Annotated in this window: 19 protein-coding genes; 14 read left to right on the forward strand and 5 right to left on the reverse strand. The window is 58.4% G+C overall.

The annotated features are described in order from the left end of the window. Positions 1-51: 51 nt before the first annotated feature. Positions 52-2,769, reverse strand: a complete 2,718-nt coding sequence (secA, locus tag ACR0JE_RS06560; protein WP_480863576.1) for a preprotein translocase subunit SecA — start codon at positions 2,767-2,769, stop codon at positions 52-54. Between the two features lie 176 nt (positions 2,770-2,945). On the opposite strand from secA, the gene ACR0JE_RS06565 reads away from it, so the two are divergent. The 3 genes from ACR0JE_RS06565 to mutT are packed head-to-tail and all read left to right on the forward strand — an operon-like array spanning position 2,946 to position 5,421. Further along, a complete protein-coding gene (locus tag ACR0JE_RS06565) occupies positions 2,946-3,794 on the forward strand; it encodes a peptidylprolyl isomerase (RefSeq protein ID WP_480543631.1) in 849 nt (282 codons plus the stop codon). 5 nt (positions 3,795-3,799) lie between these two features. Beyond that, complete coding sequence (gene argJ / locus ACR0JE_RS06570) at positions 3,800-5,026, forward strand: bifunctional glutamate N-acetyltransferase/amino-acid acetyltransferase ArgJ (protein WP_480863577.1); 1,227 nt, start codon at positions 3,800-3,802, stop codon at positions 5,024-5,026. After that, positions 5,023-5,421 carry an 8-oxo-dGTP diphosphatase MutT gene (gene mutT / locus ACR0JE_RS06575; RefSeq protein ID WP_170534165.1) on the forward strand — a complete coding sequence of 133 codons (399 nt, stop codon included), beginning with the start codon at positions 5,023-5,025 and terminating at the stop codon, positions 5,419-5,421. Before argJ ends, mutT begins: the two co-directional genes overlap by 4 nt. A 542-nt stretch (positions 5,422-5,963) precedes the next feature. On the opposite strand, the gene ACR0JE_RS06580 is transcribed toward mutT, so the two are convergent. Further along, a complete protein-coding gene (locus ACR0JE_RS06580) occupies positions 5,964-7,085 on the reverse strand; it encodes a serine/threonine protein kinase (RefSeq protein WP_480863578.1) in 1,122 nt (373 codons plus the stop codon). A gap of 374 nt (positions 7,086-7,459) precedes the next feature. On the opposite strand from ACR0JE_RS06580, the gene ACR0JE_RS06585 reads away from it, so the two are divergent. The 10 genes from ACR0JE_RS06585 to ACR0JE_RS06630 all read left to right on the forward strand — a co-directional run bounded on the left by ACR0JE_RS06585 (position 7,460) and on the right by ACR0JE_RS06630 (position 18,383). Then, positions 7,460-9,403 (forward strand): AMP-binding protein, encoded by a 1,944-nt coding sequence (locus ACR0JE_RS06585; RefSeq protein WP_480863736.1) that lies wholly within the window; start codon positions 7,460-7,462, stop codon positions 9,401-9,403. A gap of 79 nt (positions 9,404-9,482) precedes the next feature. Next, a complete protein-coding gene (locus ACR0JE_RS06590) occupies positions 9,483-10,301 on the forward strand; it encodes an ABC transporter ATP-binding protein (protein WP_480863579.1) in 819 nt (272 codons plus the stop codon). Between the two features lie 29 nt (positions 10,302-10,330). Continuing rightward, complete coding sequence (locus ACR0JE_RS06595) at positions 10,331-11,317, forward strand: branched-chain amino acid ABC transporter permease (protein ID WP_480863580.1); 987 nt, start codon at positions 10,331-10,333, stop codon at positions 11,315-11,317. 2 nt (positions 11,318-11,319) lie between these two features. Then, a complete protein-coding gene (locus ACR0JE_RS06600) occupies positions 11,320-11,577 on the forward strand; it encodes a hypothetical protein (protein WP_480863581.1) in 258 nt (85 codons plus the stop codon). A 3-nt stretch (positions 11,578-11,580) separates the two neighbouring features. Then, positions 11,581-12,657 carry a branched-chain amino acid ABC transporter permease gene (locus ACR0JE_RS06605; RefSeq protein WP_480500931.1) on the forward strand — a complete coding sequence of 359 codons (1,077 nt, stop codon included), beginning with the start codon at positions 11,581-11,583 and terminating at the stop codon, positions 12,655-12,657. A 76-nt stretch (positions 12,658-12,733) separates the two neighbouring features. Further along, on the forward strand, positions 12,734-14,017 hold the full coding sequence (locus ACR0JE_RS06610) for an ABC transporter substrate-binding protein (RefSeq protein ID WP_480826204.1): 1,284 nt from the start codon (positions 12,734-12,736) through the stop codon (positions 14,015-14,017). A gap of 113 nt (positions 14,018-14,130) precedes the next feature. Continuing rightward, positions 14,131-14,964: an ABC transporter ATP-binding protein gene (locus ACR0JE_RS06615; RefSeq protein ID WP_170534149.1), complete on the forward strand. Its 834-nt coding sequence runs from the start codon at positions 14,131-14,133 to the stop codon at positions 14,962-14,964. A gap of 19 nt (positions 14,965-14,983) precedes the next feature. Beyond that, entirely contained in the window at positions 14,984-16,201 is a 1,218-nt protein-coding gene (locus ACR0JE_RS06620; RefSeq protein ID WP_480863582.1) for a phenylacetate--CoA ligase family protein, read from the forward strand. A gap of 103 nt (positions 16,202-16,304) precedes the next feature. Continuing rightward, positions 16,305-17,969 (forward strand): ABC transporter permease, encoded by a 1,665-nt coding sequence (locus ACR0JE_RS06625; RefSeq protein ID WP_480863583.1) that lies wholly within the window; start codon positions 16,305-16,307, stop codon positions 17,967-17,969. A 63-nt stretch (positions 17,970-18,032) separates the two neighbouring features. Then, positions 18,033-18,383: a DUF2794 domain-containing protein gene (locus tag ACR0JE_RS06630; RefSeq protein WP_353009256.1), complete on the forward strand. Its 351-nt coding sequence runs from the start codon at positions 18,033-18,035 to the stop codon at positions 18,381-18,383. On the opposite strand, the gene ACR0JE_RS06635 is transcribed toward ACR0JE_RS06630, so the two are convergent. From ACR0JE_RS06635 to ACR0JE_RS06645, 3 genes are all read right to left on the reverse strand, one after another. Next, a complete protein-coding gene (locus ACR0JE_RS06635) occupies positions 18,380-19,117 on the reverse strand; it encodes a C40 family peptidase (RefSeq protein WP_480543606.1) in 738 nt (245 codons plus the stop codon). The two genes, ACR0JE_RS06630 and ACR0JE_RS06635, sit on opposite strands and share 4 nt — an antisense overlap. After that, a complete protein-coding gene (locus ACR0JE_RS06640) occupies positions 19,114-20,496 on the reverse strand; it encodes a leucyl aminopeptidase family protein (protein ID WP_480863584.1) in 1,383 nt (460 codons plus the stop codon). Before ACR0JE_RS06640 ends, ACR0JE_RS06635 begins: the two co-directional genes overlap by 4 nt. A gap of 63 nt (positions 20,497-20,559) precedes the next feature. Continuing rightward, positions 20,560-20,949 (reverse strand): hypothetical protein, encoded by a 390-nt coding sequence (locus ACR0JE_RS06645; RefSeq protein WP_480863585.1) that lies wholly within the window; start codon positions 20,947-20,949, stop codon positions 20,560-20,562. 216 nt (positions 20,950-21,165) lie between these two features. Here ACR0JE_RS06645 and ACR0JE_RS06650 point away from each other — a divergent pair, with 216 nt between their 5' ends. Then, entirely contained in the window at positions 21,166-21,639 is a 474-nt protein-coding gene (locus ACR0JE_RS06650) for a phosphoribosyl-AMP cyclohydrolase (RefSeq protein WP_480863586.1), read from the forward strand. Positions 21,640-21,649: the final 10 nt, after the last annotated feature.

The following is a 21,649-nucleotide window of genomic DNA, read 5'->3' on the forward strand; positions in this document are numbered from 1 at the left end:
GCTTATTTGTGTCCTCGAAACGGACTCATTGTGATCAGGATGTCGATGACGTTAGGTTAACCTGCCATGGCAATGTTTGAACTTCTTGCCAGATCCGCAGGGGCAAGGGTCGTTTCGCGACGGGTTACCCCAGGTCGACGGATCGGTTTCGTCAAAGCCCGGCAGCGCGTCACCTGACGCTGCAGCTTCGGCTTTGGCCTCGGCGCGATCTGTTGCCTGATCCACCGCAGCTTGCGTCTGAGCCTGCTGTGCCGCCATCTGCGCCAGCATCTCTTTCTGCTCTTCTTCGGTCAGCGGACGAACGCGTGAAAGCTGCTGTGTCACGGTTTCGCGCAGGGAATCCAGCATGCCTTCGAACAGTTGGAAACTTTCGGTTTTGTATTCGTTCAGCGGATCGCGCTGTGCGTAGCCCCGGAACCCAACGACCGAGCGCAGATGTTCCAGCGTCAGCAGATGCTCGCGCCACTTGCTGTCGATGGTTTGTAGCAGCACCTGCTTTTCGATGTTGCGCATGTTTTCGGGGCCAAAGGCAACGGCCTTCTGCGCCATCATTTCATCGGCGGATTTGATCAGGCGTTCGCGCACCTGTTCATCATCCACGCCTTCCTCGGCGGCCCAGTCCTGAACCGGCGCGTCGATGGTCAGCTTGTCTTTGATGGCCTCATGCAGACCCTCAGTATCCCACTGATCCGCATAGGATTTCGGCGGCATGTATTCGTCGATCAGATCGTCAATCACCTGCTCGCGCATATCCGAGACGATCTCGGACAGGTCGTCTGCCGACATGATCTCGCGCCGTTGGCTAAAGACCACCTTCCGCTGGTCGTTCATCACATCGTCGAATTTCAGAACGTTTTTACGCATGTCAAAGTTGCGGCCTTCGACTTTGGATTGCGCGCGCTCCAGAGATTTGTTGACCCAGGGGTGAATGATGGCTTCGCCTTCTTTCATGCCCAATGTGGTCAGCACCTTGTCCAGCCGTTCCGAGCCGAAGATGCGCATCAAATCGTCTTCGAGGCTCAGGTAGAACACGGTGCGGCCCGGGTCACCCTGACGGCCAGAACGACCACGCAGCTGATTGTCGATGCGGCGGCTTTCGTGGCGCTCGGACGCCATAACATACAGACCGCCCGCATTCAGAACCTTTTGCTTTTCTTCTGCGTGCTTGGCCTCTTCTGCCGTACGCAATTCGGCCGGGTCGGCTTCGGGGTTCTCGGCCAGTGCCTGCAGAACCTTCATTTCCACATTGCCGCCCAGCTGAATGTCGGTGCCGCGACCGGCCATGTTGGTGGCGATGGTCACTGCCCCATAGCGGCCCGCATCGGCAACGATCTGAGCTTCTTGTTCATGCTGGCGAGCGTTCAGAACGTTGTGCTCGATCTTTTCCTTGCCCAGCATTTGGCTGAGCACTTCGGATTTCTCAATCGAGGTGGTGCCGATCAGAACCGGCTGGCCTTTTTCACTGGCCTCTTTCGCTTCTTTGATGATCGCGCCGTATTTTTCCATTGCTGTGCGATAGACCTGATCGTCTTCGTCCAGTCGCGCAATCGGCTTGTTGGTCGGCACTTCGACGACACCAAGGCCATAGATTTCGGCGAACTCTTCGGCTTCGGTCAGCGCAGTACCGGTCATGCCGCCCAATTTGCCATAGAGGCGGAAGTAGTTCTGGAACGTGACACTGGCCAAGGTCACGTTCTCGGGCTGGATCGGTGCGCCTTCCTTGGCTTCGATGGCTTGGTGCAAGCCTTCTGACAGGCGGCGGCCCGGCATCATCCGGCCGGTGAATTCGTCGATCAGAACCACATTGCCATCGCGGACGATGTAATCCTTGTCGCGCTGAAACAGTTTATGCGCGCGCAGACCCTGGTTCACATGGTGCACCACGGTCGTGCTTTCGGGATCATACAGGGAATGTCCTTCGGGGATCAGGCCTGCCTCGATCAGTTGCTGTTCCAGGAATTCGTTGCCTTCATCGGTGAAGGTCACGTTGCGGGACTTTTCGTCCAGCGTGAAATGCTCATCGCTCAGCGACGGGATCAGGGCGTCAATCGCGGTGTAAAGATCCGAGCGATCCTGTGACGGCCCCGAGATGATCAGTGGTGTCCGCGCCTCATCAATCAGGATCGAATCGACCTCATCCACAATCGCGAAATTGTGGTGCTTTTGATAAATCTCGCCCAGATCGGCCTTCATGTTGTCGCGCAGATAGTCGAAACCCAGCTCGTTATTAGTGGCGTAGGTCACATCGCAGGCATAGGCGGCTTTTTTGTCTGGATCGGGCTGGCCCGACCAGATCACACCGGTTGTCATGCCCAGGGCCGCAAACACTTTGCCCATCCATTCCGCATCCCGCTTGGCGAGGTATTCGTTCACAGTAACGACATGCACGCCTTTGCCGGTCAACGCGTTCAGATAGGCCGGGAACGTGGCGACAAGCGTCTTGCCCTCACCCGTTTTCATTTCCGAGATATTGCCCTGATGTAGGAAGGCGCCGCCCATCAACTGCACGTCAAAGGCACGCAGACCCAGCGCGCGCCGCGCCCCTTCACGGACATTGGCAAAAGCTTCGGGCAGCAACGCATCCAGGCTTTCGCCCTCCAGCGCTCGTTTGCGCAGTTCCTCTGTCTTTTTCTTCAGACCATCGTCAGAGAGTTGTTCGAACTCGGGCTCCAGCGCATTGATCTTTTCGACCAGCGGGCGGGTCGCCTTGATCTTGCGGTCGTTCGGCGTTCCGAAGACCTTTTTGGCGAGCGTTCCGAATCCCAGCATGTTCACTCCAGCGGATCTGTTCTTGTCTTGGTTGCGACAGGCTTGCCCACCTTGCGCGCAACCCATAGATACGGGGGGTGAAAGGCGGCCCTGTCCAAGGCTTCAAAGCGATGTAAGCGGCAGGTTCTGAAGTGTCAACGCCGCGCCCTGTCGCGGCAAAGAAATAGGATGATTCCATGCCCAAAGGCCTCACTTTTCTGCCATCGCTGGCTTTGACTGCCGTGATGGCGCTGCCGTTGGCCGCCGAAACCAAGTCTGACGCCAGCACTGTAATGGCGCGGGTTAATGGCGATGAGATCACATTGGGTCATATCATCGCCACTGTCGCAGTGCTGCCGCCACAATACACGCAGATCGAAGACGACGTTCTGTTTGACTTCGTGCTGGAACAGCTGATTCAGCAACAGTTGCTGGGCCAACAGCAACAAGAGCTGACGTCGCAGAACGCGCTGACTCTGGACAACGAAAAGCGGTCCTTGCTGGCGGTGCAGACGGTAGGTGCCCTGACCGACTCGGTTGTAACGGATGAAGCCATTCAGGCCGCCTATGACGCGCAATATGCCGAGTTCGAAGGTGAAGACGAGTTCGACGCCAGCCACATTCTGGTTGAAAGCGAAGACGAGGCCAAGGTGATCAAAGCACAGTTGGATGATGGCGCAGATTTTGCGGAGATGGCGCGCGAGCATTCCACCGGTCCGTCCGGTCCCAATGGCGGATCGCTGGGTTGGTTCGGCAAGGGTCAGATGGTGCCAGAATTCGAAAACGCTGTCGTTGGTCTGGAAAAGGGCCAGATCTCGGACCCCGTTCAAACCCAGTTCGGCTGGCATCTGGTGATCCTGAACGACAAACGCAAATCCGAAGCCCCCGCACTGGAGGCGGTTCGCGATGAGCTTACTCAGACCCTTCAGCAGGACGCGATTCAGGCGCGTATCGATGAACTGACCCAGCAGGCGCAGATCGAACGCTCGCCGTTGGAAGGGGCAGGCCCCGAGATCATCCGCCAGCTGGACCTGATTCAGGAGTAATCTGCGTGGCCACGATCACCAAGGTTTCGCCGCTGGCCCCCGCCGGTTTCCCTGACCTGCCCGCAATCGACGGTGTAAGGTTCGCCACCGTTGAAGCCGGGGTGCGGTATCAAGGTCGGACAGACGTCATGCTGGCTGTTCTGGACCCTGGCACCTCGGTCGCCGGGGTTTTCACCCGATCCGCCACCCGCGCCGCGCCTGTGCTGGATTGTCAGGACAAGATCGGCGGGCCCAGCGACGGCACGGCAGCAATCTTGGTGAATTCGGGCAACGCCAATGCCTTTACCGGTCATTATGGCCAGACCTCGGTGGCCGAGGTCACGCAGGCCGTGTCCAAAGCGACCGGAGTGCCAGTTGAGCGAGTCTTTACCTCATCGACCGGCGTGATTGGTGAGCCACTGCCGCATGACAAAATCGTTGCGCAGCTTGAGGCGTTGAAATCGCGTCTCAGCCGCCATGCAATCGAAGATGCGGCGCGGGCGATCATGACCACCGATACCTTCCCGAAAGGGGCGAGCGCTAAGGTCGAGATTGATGGCAAAACAGTCTCTATTTCTGGGATTGCGAAGGGATCGGGCATGATCGCGCCGGATATGGCGACGATGCTGGTTTATGTCTTCACCGATGCGCAGGTGGACCAATCCGCGCTGCAAGCGATGCTGGGCGCGCAAACGGACCGGACGTTCAACTGCATTACCGTGGATAGTGATACATCCACCTCGGATAGCCTGCTTTTATGCGCCACCGGGGCCTCTGGCGTAGATGCCACTGGAAATGCTGCATTTGCCGAAGCGCTTGAAACGGTGATGCTGGACCTTGCCCAGCAAGTGGTGCGCGACGGCGAAGGGGCCACGAAATTCGTGGAGATCCGCGTGACCGGCGCGGCCACCGATGCCGACGCCAAGACCCACGGGCTAGCCATCGCCAACTCCCCTCTGGTCAAAACCGCCATTGCGGGTGAGGACCCAAACTGGGGCCGTGTGGTTATGGCCATCGGCAAATCCGGTGCCGCAGCCGACCGCGACCGCCTGAGCATCTCGTTCGGAGGTATCCTAGTGGCAGAAAAAGGCTGGGTCAGTCCCGATTATCGCGAAGAAGAAGCCGCCACATATATGAAAGGTCAGGACCTGGTGATCACGGTCGATCTGGGGCTGGGCGAGGGGCAATCCACCGTTTGGACCTGCGACCTGACCCATGGCTATATCGAGATCAACGCGGATTATCGCTCGTGAAAACGGTTCTTGTTTCCGCCGTCGCCCTGATCGACATCGAGGGCCGTGTGTTGCTGGCCCAACGGCCCGAGGGCAAATCCATGGCTGGCCTCTGGGAATTCCCCGGCGGCAAAATCGAACCCGGTGAAACCCCCGAGGCTGCGCTGATCCGAGAGTTGGAGGAGGAGCTGGGCATCAACACCTGGGCTTCATGCCTCGCTCCGCTGACCTTCGCCAGCCACAGCTATGACGATTTCCACTTGCTGATGCCTCTGTTTGCCTGCCGCAAATGGGAGGGTATCCCGCAGTCTAAGGAAGGGCAGGCTTTGAAATGGGTGCGCGCGAATGACCTTCGGAACTATCCAATGCCTGCGGCGGATGTGCCCCTTATCCCGATCTTGAGGGATTGGTTGTAGTTGCAGGTTAGTGCCAGCGTTTTGATCATTTGCCTAATTTGCGGACGAAACAGTCATTCAAGTTTCATCCCCCATTACATGTGGAAAATACTGTCGATCCCATTCATCCGGGCGAAGCAACACCTTTCCCCAAGAAAGAACACGGTCTGTATTGCGATAAGGGATTTCTGAAACAGCGCAGTCCCCATCATAACCTTCTGGCGCTATGTGAAAGTGTTCATCATCTCGGTCAAGCGATCGGAGAAATTCAATAAGTTTGTCTCGGCCCGCTTCGTTGAGCCACAGTTCGAACTGTCCATTTTCAGTCAAGGACAATGTAATTCGCGATTTTATATCTCAATCCCAATTCAAATAGCGCGACGACCCTTGATATAGGCTTTCGCCGACTACTAAAACGAAAAAAGACCGGGTGGCCTGCGCCGCCAAGGGGTCAGGGTGGGATCATCACTTCCTTTACCACAACACCTATGCAGCACCGTCTTCCGTGCCTGAGTGCAGATGCCCGAGCAAAACTCGGGCACCCTGTTTTCAAACCGAAAACCCTACATATTCGGGAAGTAATCCTCACACTCGCCATCACGATAGACATCCGCCGTACAGCAATGCAGGCCGCCACCAAAGGCATAAGCGTCGCGCAGGTCGACTTCGACCACTTCCATGCCCAGCTTGTCCATCTGCTCGGCCTGATAGACCTCGGACTTCTCGACACAGACCGTTTTCGGGTCCAGCACCAGCACGTTCATCGACAGCCAGGTCGAGGAATAGCAGAGCGGCGGCGGCGTGTTATGGGCGGGTTGGGCGGCGTCCACGATCTCCCAGCCGTTTTTCTCGAACATGCCGCGTTGGTCTTCGGGCAGGCGGCGCTGCGGGTTATTGAGGATAAGGCCGGGGCGCAGCGGTGTGAAGGTGGCGTCGATATGGATCGGGTAGGGATCGCCCGGGAAGTTCACCGTGTGGACGCGGTGATCGGGGAAGTGGCGGCGCAGCCACTCGATCCCTTTGAGGTTGGTGGTAAACCCGTGCTGCACCACCAGATCGCGGCCAAAACGCAGCACGTCGGCGGCGTCGAACAGAGGCTCTTCCTCGGTGGTGACAAAGAACTTCTCGGCCGCCCATTGCAGGCGCTTTTCGACGCCGATTTTGTCGCTGAGGTAATCGGGATGGTAATCCGCATCGGTCAGGCGCGGCTTTGGCGCGGCCTCGTGGCGGAAGTTCGGGTCTTCGTCCCAGTATTGTTGCATTAGCGGGCGATAGTTCAGGTATTCGAACCAGCGGCAGCGATAGGACATCGTCGCTTCGAGGATTTCGTGTCCGACGGTCAGCAGCACATCGCGCGGGGGCATGCAGCCAAACTGGCTGTCGGTGTGGAAATCCGGTGTGGTTGCCGGTTGAGAATGATCGATGGACGTGGGGCGATCCACACGAATACCGCGCTTGCGCAGTTGATCGGCGAAATTGTCCAGCAACTCGTTGGCCTGGTCGATCGTTTCCTGCGGACGGCGGCCCCACTGGCCACGCATGTCGCTGTCTTCAGGCACTTTGGCGTCCAGCGCGGGTTCTTCGGGCGGAATGTGGCAATCATCTGCGCGGCCCACGATGACGTGGCGCAGGGTGTCCCATTCGTTCCAGCTTTTGACTTCGGTTTTGTCTGGCGACCAGACCATGAGTGCCTCCTGCTGTGGCGGAGATCGGGGCGGGGCCCTCAATCCCGTGATTGAAAGTCCCGGCGTACAGGATGTGGGGTGAACACGAGTGGTATCCGGCGACGCCATCGCCAGAGTGTGTGACAGCCCCCATAGCATCGCGGACACGTCTTGAAAAGAAGAGGCTTTAGGGCAGGGACGGTTTGCGGTGCACTCCTGTTACAATTCGTAAGAATTGAGAAAACATCAGGCAAAACTTGACGTCGATCTTTCGTGCGTCCCTTATCGGGGCATCGGCATTCGGGGCGTGATCCCGGCCTGCCGGTTCCGGCCCGGGGAGGGGTCGGATGGGGAGGAGAGAAAGATTGGCTCAGACGCAGTCGGGCGCTGAAGGGATGCAGTCCCTTCCGGCGCTGTTACACCGCAATGCGACCCAGTTCGGGGATGCCCCGGCCTATCGGGAAAAGGAATTCGGGATCTGGCAATGCTGGACCTGGGCAGAAGCGGCCAAGGAAATCCGCGCCATCGCGCTGGGTTTTCTGGAGTTGGGCGTTGAAAAAGGCGACCACATTGCTGTCATAGGCCGCAACCGCCCGGCGCATTACTGGTCAATGGTGGCCGCGCAGATGGTGGGCGCGGTTCCGGTGCCTCTGTATCAGGACTCGGTCGCTGAAGAGATGGCCTATGTGCTAGAACACTGCGGCGCGAAATATGTCGTCTGTGGCGATCAGGAGCAGGTCGACAAGGTCGTCGAGATTCAGGAAAACCTGCATCAGGTCAAACACATCCTCTATACTGATAAGCGCGGGATGCGGAAGTATGACCACTCCCAGATGAACGCGCTTGAGGACATTATGGCCGAAGGTAGCGCTGGGCATGCGCGGTTCGATACCGAGTTGGACAAGCGCATCGCAGCGATCACCTATGACGATACCTGCGTGATGCTTTATACCTCGGGTACGACGGGTAAGCCCAAAGGCGTGGTGCTGTCGAACCGGAATGTCATTGAAAGCGCAAAGAACTCGGCTGAATTCGATCATCTGACTCGAGATGAGGATATTCTCTCTTATCTGCCCATGGCCTGGGTGGGAGATTTCATCTTCTCGATCGGTCAGGCCTATTGGTGTGGCTTCTGCGTGAACTGCCCCGAAAGCGCTGATACGATGATGACGGACCTGCGCGAAATCGGGCCGACCTATTTCTTTGCTCCGCCGCGCGTGTTCGAAACCCAGCTGACCAACGTGATGATCCGGATGGAGGATGCGGACAAGCTTAAGCGCAATATGTTCCATTACTTCATGGCCCATGCCAAGAAGGTCGGCGGGCTGTTGCTGGACGGCAAGTCGGTGGGCTTTGGCGACAAGCTGAAATACGCGCTGGGCAATATGCTGGTTTACGGCCCGTTGAAGGATACGCTTGGGTACGGACGGTTCCGCGTAGGCTACACGGCGGGTGAGGCCATCGGGCCGGAAATCTTTGACTTCTATCGCTCTTTGGGCATCAACCTGAAGCAACTCTATGGTCAGACCGAAGCAACCGTCTTTATCACCCAACAGCCGGATGGCGAGGTGCGGGCAGATACGGTCGGTGTTCCGGCCCCTGCGGTCGAGTTGAAAATCGACGACAGTGGCGAGATCCACTACCGCTCGCCCGGTGTGTTTGTCGAATATTATAACAACCCAGACTCGACGGCCTCGACCAAGGATGCTGAGGGTTGGGTTGCGACCGGGGATGCCGGGTTCATCGAGGAGAACTCAGGTCATCTGCGGATCATCGACCGCGCCAAGGACGTGGGCAAGATGGCTGATGGGTCGATGTTTGCGCCGAAATATGTCGAGAACAAACTGAAGTTCTATCCTGATATTCTTGAGGTTGTGCTGTTCGGGAACGGCAAGGATCGTTGCGTGGCCTTCATCAATATCGACCTGACGGCGGTCGGAAACTGGGCCGAGCGCAACAACGTGGCTTATGCGTCATACCAGGAGCTGGCGGGCCATCCGCGTGTATTAGAGACGATTAAGGCCCACGTGGAAGAGGTGAACAAGTCGGTCGCAGCGGATGAGATGCTGTCGGGCTGTCAGGTGCATCGTTTTGTGGTTCTGCACAAGGAACTGGATGCTGATGATGGCGAGATGACCCGGACCCGCAAGGTGCGTCGCGGCTTTGTTGAGGACAAGTTCCACGACATTATTGCCGCGCTTTATGACGGGTCCTTGAGCGTTTCGACCACGACCGAGGTGACCTATGAGGATGGGCGCAAAGGGTCGATTTCAGCGACGCTCGAGATCGTTGATGCGCCGGTTGTGTCGGTCGCGCAGCACAAGGTTGCGGCGGAATGATGGGCCGTTCGAGCGCCGCTCGACCTGCGGTCATCGCCCCGCCCGCCGTCCCGTTTTTGCGTAAGTCTGGGAGAGGCTGATGCTGGATCATTCCGAAGGATATGTCACCGAAGACGGCCGCAAGATCGGCGGTGTGGTGATGGAGATGAAGAACATCACCCTGCGATTTGGCGGCGTGGTGGCGATCAAGGATATCTCGTTCGATATTCGTGAGGGCGAAATCCGTGCCATTATCGGGCCGAACGGGGCCGGCAAGTCCTCTATGCTGAATGTGATCTCGGGGTTTTATGTCCCGCAGGAAGGTGAGGTTTGGTTTCACGGAGCCAAGCGCCCGCAAATGCGGCCTTTTGAGGTGGCGCAGCAGGGCATTGCGCGGACGTTCCAGAACATCGCCTTGTTCGAAGGCATGAGCGTTCTGGACAACGTCATGACCGGGCGTCTGAGCTTTATGAAGACCAATATCCTTCAACAGGCGTGGTGGAAGGGGAAAGCCGAAGTCGAAGAGACCGAGAATCGTGAGGCGGTTGAGCGGATCATCGATTTCCTCGAGATCCAGCACATCCGCAAGACGCCTGTGTCACGCCTGCCTTACGGGTTGAAGAAGCGGGTTGAGCTTGCGCGTGCTCTGGCCGCAGAGCCGAAGCTGTTGCTGTTGGATGAGCCCATGGCGGGCATGAATGTCGAAGAGAAAGAGGACATGAGCCGCTTCATCCTCGACGTGAATGACGAATTTGGCACCACCATTGCTCTGATCGAACACGACATGGGCGTGGTTATGGACCTGAGCGACCGGGTCGTTGTGATGGATTACGGCAAGAAAATTGGGGACGGCACACCCGATGAGGTGCGCAACAACCAAGAGGTCATCGACGCCTATCTGGGGGTCAGCCATGACTGACATCGGGGTAGTCAATTGGGGAGGCACCTATGCCTGAACAACTCGTATTTGCGATGGAGGTCATCCTCAACGGTCTGATGGCCGGGGTGCTTTACGCATTGGTCGCGCTGGGCTTTGTGCTGATCTACAAGGCCTCGGGGATTTTCAATTATGCCCAAGGGGTTATGGCCCTATTTGCGGCGATGACGCTGGTCGGGATCATGAAGGGACAGGTGCCTTTTGCCCACCTGATCAATGCGATTTTTGGGACGAAGATCCACTATTTTGGTTGGAACGTGCCTGCGCTTTTGGCGATCCTGTTGACCATGGCGGTGATGGTGTTGTTGGCCTGGGCTGTGCAGCGCTTCGTCATGCGCCATCTGGTCGGGCAGGAGCCGATCATTCTGTTCATGGCCACCATTGGTCTGGCCTATTTCCTTGAGGGTGTGGCCGACCTGATGTGGGGCTCCGAGATCAAGACATTGGATGTTGGGTTGCCGCAGGGAATCAACCTGTGGATTGATGAGACGACCTTCCAGATTTTCGATTACGGCTTCTTCATCGACAATCTGGACATCGTGGCGACGATCATCGCGGCGCTTCTGGTGGCGGCTCTGGTCGCGTTCAGCCAGTACACAAAACAGGGTCGGGCGATGCGCGCCGTGGCGGATGACCATCAGGCGGCGTTGTCGGTTGGGATTTCGCTGAATTTCATCTGGATCATGGTCTGGTCAGTCGCCGGTTTCGTCGCTCTGGTCGCCGGGATTATGTGGGGCACCAAATCGGGCGTGCAGTTCTCGCTGTCGCTGATCGCGCTCAAGGCTCTGCCAGTGCTGATGCTGGGTGGCTTCACTTCGATCCCCGGTGCCATCGTCGGCGGGCTGATCATCGGGGTGGGCGAGAAGCTGTTCGAATTCGCCATTGGCCCCTTAGTCGGCGGTGCGACCGAGAACTGGTTTGCCTATGTGCTGGCTTTGATCTTCCTCGTGTTCCGGCCTCAGGGCCTGTTCGGTGAGAAGATCATTGAGAGGGTTTAGCCATGCACAAGCTGATCGCCATCGTCAACGTTATCGCATGGGCCGGGTTCTGGGCGTTTGGGTACATCGCCGTTACCTCGGATGATCTGAGCGATCGTCAACTGGTCGTGGCGGCGATCCTGGCTTTTGCCGGGCTGGTCACCGGCATCATGGCTTACATGAAACTGGTCCGCGCGTCCGAGGCGAGCGGATATGCCAAAGGGTCCAATCAACTGGATGCTGCTGCCCGGGGTCGGGCACAGGAACAATGGGGAAAGTGACGCATGTTCTATCGTGAGGCCGGGGATTTCAAAACCTCGTACATTGCCGACAGCCAAACCTTCCCGATCAAGTTTGACCGGTATCGCTACTATGTCGTGCTGGCGGTGGCGTTTGGCATCATTCCGTTCATCATCAACGACTATTGGGCAAACGCCCTGCTGCTGCCTTTCTTGATCTATGCGATTGCCGCGATTGGGTTGAACATTCTGGTCGGCTATTGCGGACAGGTCAGCCTGGGGACCGGGGGTTTCATGGCCGTTGGGGCCTATGCCTGCTACAAGCTGATGACGGCGTTCCCCGATGTCAGCATGTTCATCCATGTTCTGCTGGCAGGTGGCATAACCGCGATTGTTGGCGTGCTGTTTGGCCTGCCTTCGCTGCGGATCAAAGGGTTCTATCTTGCCGTGGCCACACTGGCGGCACAGTTCTTTCTGGTGTGGCTGTTCAACCGGGTGCCGTGGTTCTACAACTACTCGGCCTCGGGTCAGATCAATGCGCCAGAGCGCGATGTGTTTGGCATCATCATCACCGGGCCGAACGCGCCCGCATGGGCGACCTATCTGTTCTGCCTGATCTTTCTGACGGTCTGCGCCATTGTCGCCCGTAACCTGACGCGCGGCACCACAGGCCGGACATGGATGGCGATCCGCGATATGGATATCGCAGCCGAGATCATCGGTGTGAACCCGCTCAAGGCAAAACTGACCGCCTTTGCCGTCAGCTCGTTCTTCGTAGGCGTGGCCGGAGCGCTGTTCTTTGCCGTCTATCTTGGCGCGGTCGAGGTTGGTGAAGTCTTTGGCATCCAGAAATCATTCCTAGTGCTGTTCATGGTCATCATCGGTGGATTGGGTTCGATCTTCGGATCCTTTGCCGGGGCCGCATTCCTGGTGTTGCTGCCGGTTGTTCTGAAACTGGTTGGCGTTGATCTGCTGGGTTGGCCCACCGATATCGTGGCGCACCTCAATCTGGTGATCGTTGGTGCTTTGATCATCATGTTCCTGATCCTCGAACCGCATGGGCTAGCACAGCTGTGGCGCGTCGCGAAAGAAAAACTCAGACTCTGGCCGTTCCCGCACTAAAGGACCGGCCCAATCAAAAGACGGGCAGCTCAAGCCCGAAACCCAACATCGGACTAACCAAGGGAGGAGACACCCGATGAACAAGAAACTGGCAACCCTGGCGCTGGGCGCCGTGATGGCCGCAGGTCCGGTCATGGCCGACCTCGTATTCCCGTCACTCAGCTATCGGACGGGACCTTATGCGGCGGGCGGTATCCCGTTTGCGGATGGCTATGCTGACTACTTTACCCTGCTGAACGAGCGGGACGGTGGGATCGGCGGTGTTCCGGCCCGCGTTCTGGAATGTGAAACCGGCTATAACACCGAAAAAGGTGTGGAATGCTATGAGTCCACTAAGGGCGAAGGCGCGTTGGTGTATCAGCCGCTGTCGACCGGTATCACCTATCAGCTGATCCCCAAAGTGACTGCAGATGGTATCCCGCTTCACACGATGGGTTATGGCCGGACGTCGGCCGCGAACGGCAAAGTGTTCAGCCACGTGTTCAACTACCCCGCCAACTACTGGAACGGTGCCTCGGGCGCGATCAACTATCTGCTGGATCAGAATGGCGGAGATCTTGGTGGCAAGAAAATTGCTCTGGTCTATCACAACTCGGCCTATGGAAAGGAACCGATCCGTACGCTGGAAACGCTAGCCGAAAAGCACGGCTATGACCTGACCCTGCTGCCGGTGGATCATCCAGGGCAAGAGCAGAAGTCTCAGTGGCTGCAAATCCGCCGTGAGAAGCCCGACTATGTGATCATGTGGGGCTGGGGCGTGATGAACCAGGTTGCGGTGCAAGAAGCCGCCAACATCCGCTTCCCCATGGAGAACTTCATTGGCGTCTGGTGGTCCGGTGCGGAATTCGACGTGCAGCCTGCGGGTGACAAAGCCACCGGTTACAAGGCGCTGACCTTCACCGGTTTGGGCGACGACTACCCTGTTTACGCCGATCTGCAGAAATATGTTGTCGATGCGGGCAAAGCCGCAGGCGCGGGTGATCAGCTGGGCACGGTGCAGTATAACCGTGGTCTCTATGCTGCGATGCTGGCTGCCGAAGCGGTGAAAACCGCACAGGACATGCACGGCACTGCAGAAATCGACGCATCGATGATGCGCGACGGCATGGAAGCGCTGGAGATGACCAACGCCAAGATGGAAGCGCTGGGCATGTCTGGTTTCGGCCCCGAATTCTCGGTCAGCTGTGAAAACCACGGTGGTCCCGGCCTTGTCGGCGTCGTTCAGTGGGATGCAGCAGCAGGCACGTGGAACTCGGTTCAGGATTTCAAACCGACCGATGCCGAAGTGATCAATGCCCTGATCGAAGAAGATTCGGGCGCATACGCGGCTGAAAACAACATCTCGCAGCGCTGCGAGTAAGAAACTGAGCGCGCGCCCCGGGAATTCCTGGGCGCCCCAGACAAACGGAGCGGCAGGTTGCTTGCCGCTCCTCACGAACCGCCCTTACTGGGCAGGCATGAGGATACGCGCTGATGCTGGATGCGGCACAAACCACAGATGTACAGGCGGAAACCCTGCTTGAGGTCAACAATATCGAGGTGATCTACAACCATGTGATCCTTGTGTTGAAAGGCGTCAGCCTGACTGTGCCCAAGGGCGGAATTACGGCTTTGCTGGGCGGCAATGGCGCGGGCAAAACCACGACGCTGAAGGCGATTTCGAACCTGCTGCATTCCGAACGCGGCGAGGTGACCAAAGGCACGATCAAGTATCGCGGTCAAAGCGTACATGAAAGCGATCCGGCTGATCTGGTTGAAAAGGGCGTTATCCAGGTGATGGAAGGCCGCCACTGTTTTGAACACCTGACAGTCGAAGAAAACCTGCTGACCGGCGCCTATACCCGCAAGGACGGGAGTGCCGCGATCCAGCAGGATCTGGAACTTGTTTACAATTACTTTCCACGCCTGAAAGAGCGTCGCCGGTCGCAGGCCGGCTATACCTCGGGCGGGGAACAGCAGATGGTCGCGATGGGCCGGGCCCTGATGTCACGGCCCGAGACGATCCTGCTAGACGAACCCTCGATGGGTCTAGCGCCGCAGCTGGTAGAAGAGATTTTCGGCATCGTGAAGGATTTGAACGAGAAAGAAGGCGTGTCCTTCCTGCTGGCCGAACAGAACACCAATGTTGCGCTGCGCTTTGCGCATTATGGCTACATTCTGGAATCCGGTCGCGTCGTGATGGATGGCCCAGCGGCTGAGCTGCGTGAAAATCCCGATGTGAAAGAGTTCTACCTCGGCATGTCCGAGGACGGCCGCAAGAGCTTTCGAGACGTGCGGTCTTATCGTCGCCGCAAGCGGTGGTTGTGATCTGATGGAGGATATGGCGATGACCTATTTCGACACACTCGAAACGCGCTCTGCCGATCAGCGCGCCTCGGATCAGGCCGCAGCTTTGCGGGCGCAGCTGGTGCAGGTGGCATCCGCATCCGGTTTTGCGGAGCATCTTGCTGAAATAGACACTAACAAGGTCAATTCTGCCGAAGATTTGCCCCTGTTGCCGGTTCTACGCAAGTCAGACCTGACCCGCGCGCAGGCCGCCCATTCGCCATTCGGCGGGTTCACCGTGAAGCCAGCGCATCAGTTCCATCACGTGTTCCAGTCGCCGGGGCCAATCTACGAGCCCGGCAATACCGATCACGACTGGTGGCGCATGGGTCGCTTCCTGAATGCGGTTGGCATTGGCGTGGGCGATATCGTTCAGAACTGCTTTGGCTATCATCTGACCCCGGCTGGCATGATCTTTGAAAGCGGCGCGCGCGCGGTTGGTGCCGCCGTCCTGCCCGCCGGAACCGGCCAGACCGAACTACAGGTCACCGCCGCGCGCGATATCGGATGTACCGCCTATGCGGGCACCCCCGATTACCTGAAGGTCATCCTGGACAAGGCTGATGCGATGGGGGTCGAACTCAAGTTCTCCAAAGCCGCCGTGGGTGGCGGGGCACTGTTCCCGTCACTGCGTCAGGACTATGCGGATCGCGGGATTTCCTGCCTGCAATGCTATGCCACAGCGGATCTGGGCAATGTCGCCTATGAAAGCGCCGCGATGGAAGGGATGATCATCGACGAGCATGTGATCGTCGAGATCGTGACCCCCGGAACCGGCATTCCTGTGTCCTTGGGTGAGGTGGGTGAGGTGGTCGTGACCTCGTTGAACCCCGACTATCCCCTGATCCGCTTTGCCACCGGGGATCTGTCGGCCCTGATGCCGGGTGTCTCGCCCTGTGGCCGGACCAATATGCGGATCAAAGGCTGGATGGGTCGTGCCGACCAGACCACCAAGATCAAGGGGATGTTCGTGCGCCCTGAACAGGTCGCCGCTTTGGTCGAAAAGCATGACGAGATCGTCAAAGCCCGCGTGATTGCCGCGCGGCAGGGTGAGATGGACACTATGACTGTCCAGATCGAAAGCCCCGGCGGCGATGACATGGCCTATGCCAAATCCGTGGCCGAAGTGCTGAAGCTGAAAGGCGCGATCGAGGTAGTCGCCCCTGGTTCCCTGCCCAAAGACGGTTTGGTGATCGAGGACCAGCGGGTTTATGAGTAAGGTCTGCGGCAGTATGTGTCGCAGATTTGTTGCCCGCACACTGGTGTTTCCGAGCGTTTTGGTCGATTAAAGGCGAAGTCTTCGGCATCAACGCAGCGGGGCAATGACCCAGATCGACTATTCTGAAAACGGATCGCGAAACCGCGGCGTGCGCGGGACCCGGCTTTTGGCCGGGCTGGCCTACGTCGTGGCTGGGGCGTGCCTGTTGCCGATGATCGCGGTTGTTCTGGCTGCGCTGACCGGTGGGACCGATGCAATAACGCATTTGGCCGAGACGGTATTGCCCAGGTATACAGTCACCACGATTATTCTGGTCATATTGGTGGCTATCGGCACGTTTTGTATCGGAACCGGCGCCGCCTGGCTGGTGACAATGACTCGGTTCCCCGGTTTACGATTGCTGGAGATTGCGCTGGTCCTGCCGTTGGCCTTTCCGGCCTATGTGCTTGCCTACGCCTATACCTTTGTTCTGGATCACCCAGGCATCGTACAGACTACCCTGCGTAACGTGACGGGATGGGGCCCGCGCGACTATTGGTTCCCCGAGATCCGCTCGACCGAGGGTGCGGCGGCGATGCTGATCCTTGTACTTTATCCTTATGTCTACCTGCTGGCCCGCGCCGCGTTTCTGCAGCAAAGCGCTACGGCGTTTCTGGCGGCGCGCGCCTTGGGGAACAATCCGTGGCTGGCGTTTCGGCGTGTGTCGTTGCCCATGGCGCGCCCGGCGATTGCGGGCGGGGTGCTGCTTGCAATCATGGAGACCATCGCGGATTTCGGAACCGTCTCCTATTTCGGCGTTCAGACTTTTGCGACCGGCATTTACACAAGCTGGTTTTCGCTGGGTGATCGCGCTGGGGCCGCGCAACTGGCGCTATGTTTGTTGGGGTTTGCCTTGATGCTGGCCGTGGCTGAACGAACGTTGCGCGGGAAGGCAAAGTATCATCAAAGCGGCAAACACCATGTGGCGCACCCCACCGCGCATCTGACCGGGTGGCGCGCCCTTGGAGCGTTTCTTCTTTGCGCAGTGCCTGTCCTGTTTGGGTTCGTATTTCCGGTTCTCATTCTGGTCGACATGGGATTGGAGTCTGAACAGAACCTGCTGTCGGACCGGTACCTTGGGTTCATCCAGAACTCATTGATCCTGGCGGGCACCGCGGCTCTGGTCACTGTAGCGGCGGCGGTCAGCGTCGGGTTCTTTCAGCGCCTCAGACCCGGGCGCGCCTCGACCAGCGCGGCTTATCTGGCTCGGCTGGGATATGCGGTGCCCGGCGGTGTGATTGCGGTTGGGCTGCTTGTGCCCTTCGCTGCGTTTGACAACGCACTGGACGCCTGGATGCGCCAGACCTTTGATATCTCGACCGGCTTGTTGGTTACAGGGTCTATCTGGCTGTTGGTCGCGGCCTATATGGTGCGGTTTCTGGCTGCCGCACTGGGCGCGTATGAAGGCGGGCAGAGCACAGTTCACGCCAATATGGACGCCGCCGCTCGGTCTTTGGGCCAAACTCCGTTGGGAACGCTGCGGCGGGTCCATCTGCCCATTCTGACCCCATCGCTGCTCACCGCTTTGCTGATCGTCTTCGTCGATGTGATGAAAGAGTTGCCCGCGACCCTGATCATGCGCCCGTTCAACTTTGATACACTGGCGGTGCAGGCTTACCGCTTGGCCTCGGACGAACGGCTCGAAGGGGCTGCCGTGCCGTCGCTGGTCATTCTGGCCGTTGGCTTGTTGCCGGTGATCCTGATCTGTCGACAGATCGGGCGGCGATAGGGAAATACAGCGTTGATGCGCATCAGGCTTGATTCAGGCGCGATTTCCGGCAAGGCTTGAGATATGAATATGCAGCCTCCCAGCCGGTTCTCTGCAAACTCGGCCCAGATGCCCGTCGCGTTCGACCGGCGCGAGATGTCCCATATCCTGTCTGTCTATGGTCGGATGGTCGCCGCCGGAGAATGGCGCGACTACGGAATATCCAACCTGCGCGATACGGCAATCTTCTCGATCTTCCGGCGCACAGCCGAACACCCGATCTATCGCATCGAAAAGCATCCGCGCCTGCGGCAGAAACAGGGGATGTATTCTGTTGTTGGTATGGACGGGCGCATCCTGAAACGCGGCCACGACCTGCGCACGGTGTTGCGTGTGTTGGAGCGTAAGTTGATCCGCTCAGTTTCTCCGGATTAGAGCCGTTTATGAGCGGTCACAGGTCCGTCGCCTTGCGCCAGAATGCGCGCAATCGCCTGATCCATTGGCTCATAGGCCACCGCCATATGGTACGCATTCGCATGAAGCAGCGTATTGGGACCTGAGACCCAGGCGACGTGGCCTTTCCAAAACAGCAAGTCACCGCGCAAGGGCTCTGTATCCTCTGGCTGAGCAGTGCCCACAGCCTGTTCCTGATCCCCGCTGTCGCCTGGGCAGGGGATACCACAGGCCAGCAACCCGGCCTGAACCAGACCCGAACAATCGATCCCGAGCCGGCTGTTGCCTCCCCATAGGTAGGGCGTGCCCAGAAACAGCTCGGCCACTGCCACCGGATCGGGTTGCACCTCAGCGATTGGGGTGGTGTGCACCGCTGGTACGAACCCCAGTTCGGTTTCCACAAACCTCTCGGTTTCTGACAGGGCTTGCACAGTGCTGCCGAAACTCAGCGAGGTCAGATCGCGCGTCTTCATATCCGCCTGCTCATAGGCATGAGTTGCGGGGGCTGTGATCATATGAGTATGCGGGACATTCGGGCCGAGATGCGTTGAGCGGGCCCAGCCGGAATAGTTGTCCTTATCCGCTGTGATCCGGCTCCACCCGTCTTTCTCGTCCGTAACCTCGACCGTGTCGCCGTAAAGCAATTGCCGGTCGCGTGGACCGTCTGGCTGGCGCAGCAGGTCGATCACAGGCTGGATGACGCGCAGCCGGGTCATAGGCCCAATATCTCCGGCAGTGCGCCGAGGATAGCGCGGGGGCCCTGGCCCAGCCCCCCCTTGCTGCGTCCGGGCGATTTGCTGGGCTGCCATGCGTAGATGTCGAAATGCATGTAGGCGCTGTTCTCGACAAAGCGGCGCAGGAACAGGGCAGCGGTGATGGACCCCGCAAACCCGCCCGAAGGCGCATTGTCCAGATCGGCGATGCCGGGTTCGATCATTGCCTCATAAGGCGTGTGGAAGGGTAACCGCCAAACCGGATCGGCCGAGCGTTGCGCGGCGTCCGACAGTGCGGCTGCGGTCTGATCGTCATCCGTGTAGAACGGGGCCAGATCGGGGCCCAGTGCAACGCGCGCCGCCCCAGTTAGAGTTGCCATCGAGATTACCAGATCGGGGTTGCCCTCATCCGCCAGCGCAAGCGCATCGGCCAGCACCAGCCGCCCCTCGGCATCGGTATTGTTGATCTCAACCGTCAGCCCCTTGCGCGAGGTCAGGATGTCGCCGGGCCGGAAGGCATTGCCCGCCACCGCGTTCTCGACCGCCGGAATCAGCACCCTCAATTGCAGGGGCAGGTTCAGCGCCATGATCATCCGGGCAAGACCCAAGACATTGGCCGCGCCACCCATATCCTTTTTCATCAAACCCATCGAGGCACCGGGCTTCAGGTTCAGCCCACCCGTGTCAAAGCACACGCCTTTGCCGACAAGCGTTAGCTTTGGGCCAACCGATCCCCAATTCATCTCGATCAATCGCGGGGCCTGATCCGCTGCGCGCCCCACAGTGTGGATCATGGGAAAGTTCTGTTCCAACAGCGCATCAGCCAGGATGGTCTTGCAGGATGCGCCGAATTCTTCCGCCAGTGTTTCAATGGCCTGTTGCAGGTGCTCGGGTCCCATATCCGAGGCGGGCGTGTTGACCAGATCACGGGTCAGCGCCTCGGCATTGGCCATCGCTTCGATGCGTTTAGCATCGACACCATCTGGCACGATCAACCGTGCCTTTGCGGGGGATTGGCTTGCGTAGCGGTCGAACGTGTATCCAGTGAGCAGCCAGCCCAGGCATTCGATCTCAGCCCGGCTCGCATCAAGGCCAGATACAATCTTATAGGTGCCTTCGGGCAGTGACTCGGCCACGGTGGCCAAGGCAAAGCGTTTGCGCGTGCGTTTTGACTCGGTCCCGTAACCTGCAAGCGCACAAGTGGTACCGCCTGCGTCATCGGGCACCAACAGTGTCTGACCCAGCGCAGCGGTGAACCCGTTTGCCACGACCCAGCGGCCAACATGTTCGGGCTGATCCGCTAACCAAGCGTCCAGATCAGGTTGGGCGATGACATGAAGCGGGACAAAAGGATCGGTCGGTTCGGCAAAGCTGAGGGGCATGGATGTCTCGATTGTTTGACTTTGCGCCCAGACTAGTCACCCGCGATCCGCCTGCAACCCCCGTCAGACAGACAGGTCCTGCTGATCCCAAATCGCGGTCAAAGACCGTTCGCCGATGCGGATCAGCCGCCCAAGCGTCGCCCCGGCGGCAACCGCATCCCCGGCATCAACCGATTGCGAAACATCGCCGGCAACCCTTGCCAGCGCCGTCATCCCGATCTGATCGGCGATCGCCACCAGTGATTTCGAGCATTTGCGCAGATTGTCCCAATCGCGTTTCCGCCAGAACCGTTCGCAATTCGACAGGCGCACGGCGAGTTCCTCGACCGTGCGGCACAGAACGTCCAGTGCGTTCTTGTCACCCAATTGCCGGTACAGGCCGCTCAACCTGTCCGGGTCCAGCCGCACCGTTTCTGTATGTTCAAGCGTGAGTATTTTTTCCACCACATTCACCCTAGTTCTGTCGCCCCCACGGCGTAGACCAGATATTGGTCGGGAATTCCTTTGCAAAACCTTGCCCCTGGCCACAAGAATGGTTCGAATTTTCAGTGAATTCAGGCTTGTTTCCGGATGTGAGGCAATAAGCGCGCGCAAATCGACGCAGCCACCCTTGAAATGAAACCGTCATGCTGACACTTACCATCGAAACCAACGGAAAAGGACCGAGTTATGTCGATCACTGCTGACGAACTGACTGCTGCCCGCGTGGCCTGGGGCGATGGATTGATTGCAATCTCAAAAGCCTACGAGGAAGGTGGCATTGACGCGGCACGACAGGTTGCCGAAACCGTTCTGGATGCGGCCTATGGCTACAATCTGGGTCCGGTTTTGTTCAAGCCGACACTTGCATCAGGAGATCAGACCTTTCGCCCGACACGCCACGGTGCGCTGGCCTATTTCGTTGGTCATGACGACGTCTACCCGTTGGACGGCGGTTTTGGGATCAAAGGTTGGCGCGAGATGGAAAGCGTCACTTCGGCCAGTTTTGTAGAAGGCGACGTAGCCATGTGGATGGGCGCCGTCATCCTGACCAATAAGGACGGGAACGTGACGCAGGTCGACAAAAGTTTTGGTTACAAGAAAGACGCCGATGGCGTGCTGCGAATTGTCTTGCACCACTCATCGCTGCCCTATCAGCCGTAGTTCCGACGCT

The sequence above is a fragment of the Ruegeria sp. H3 genome (assembly GCF_056533095.1).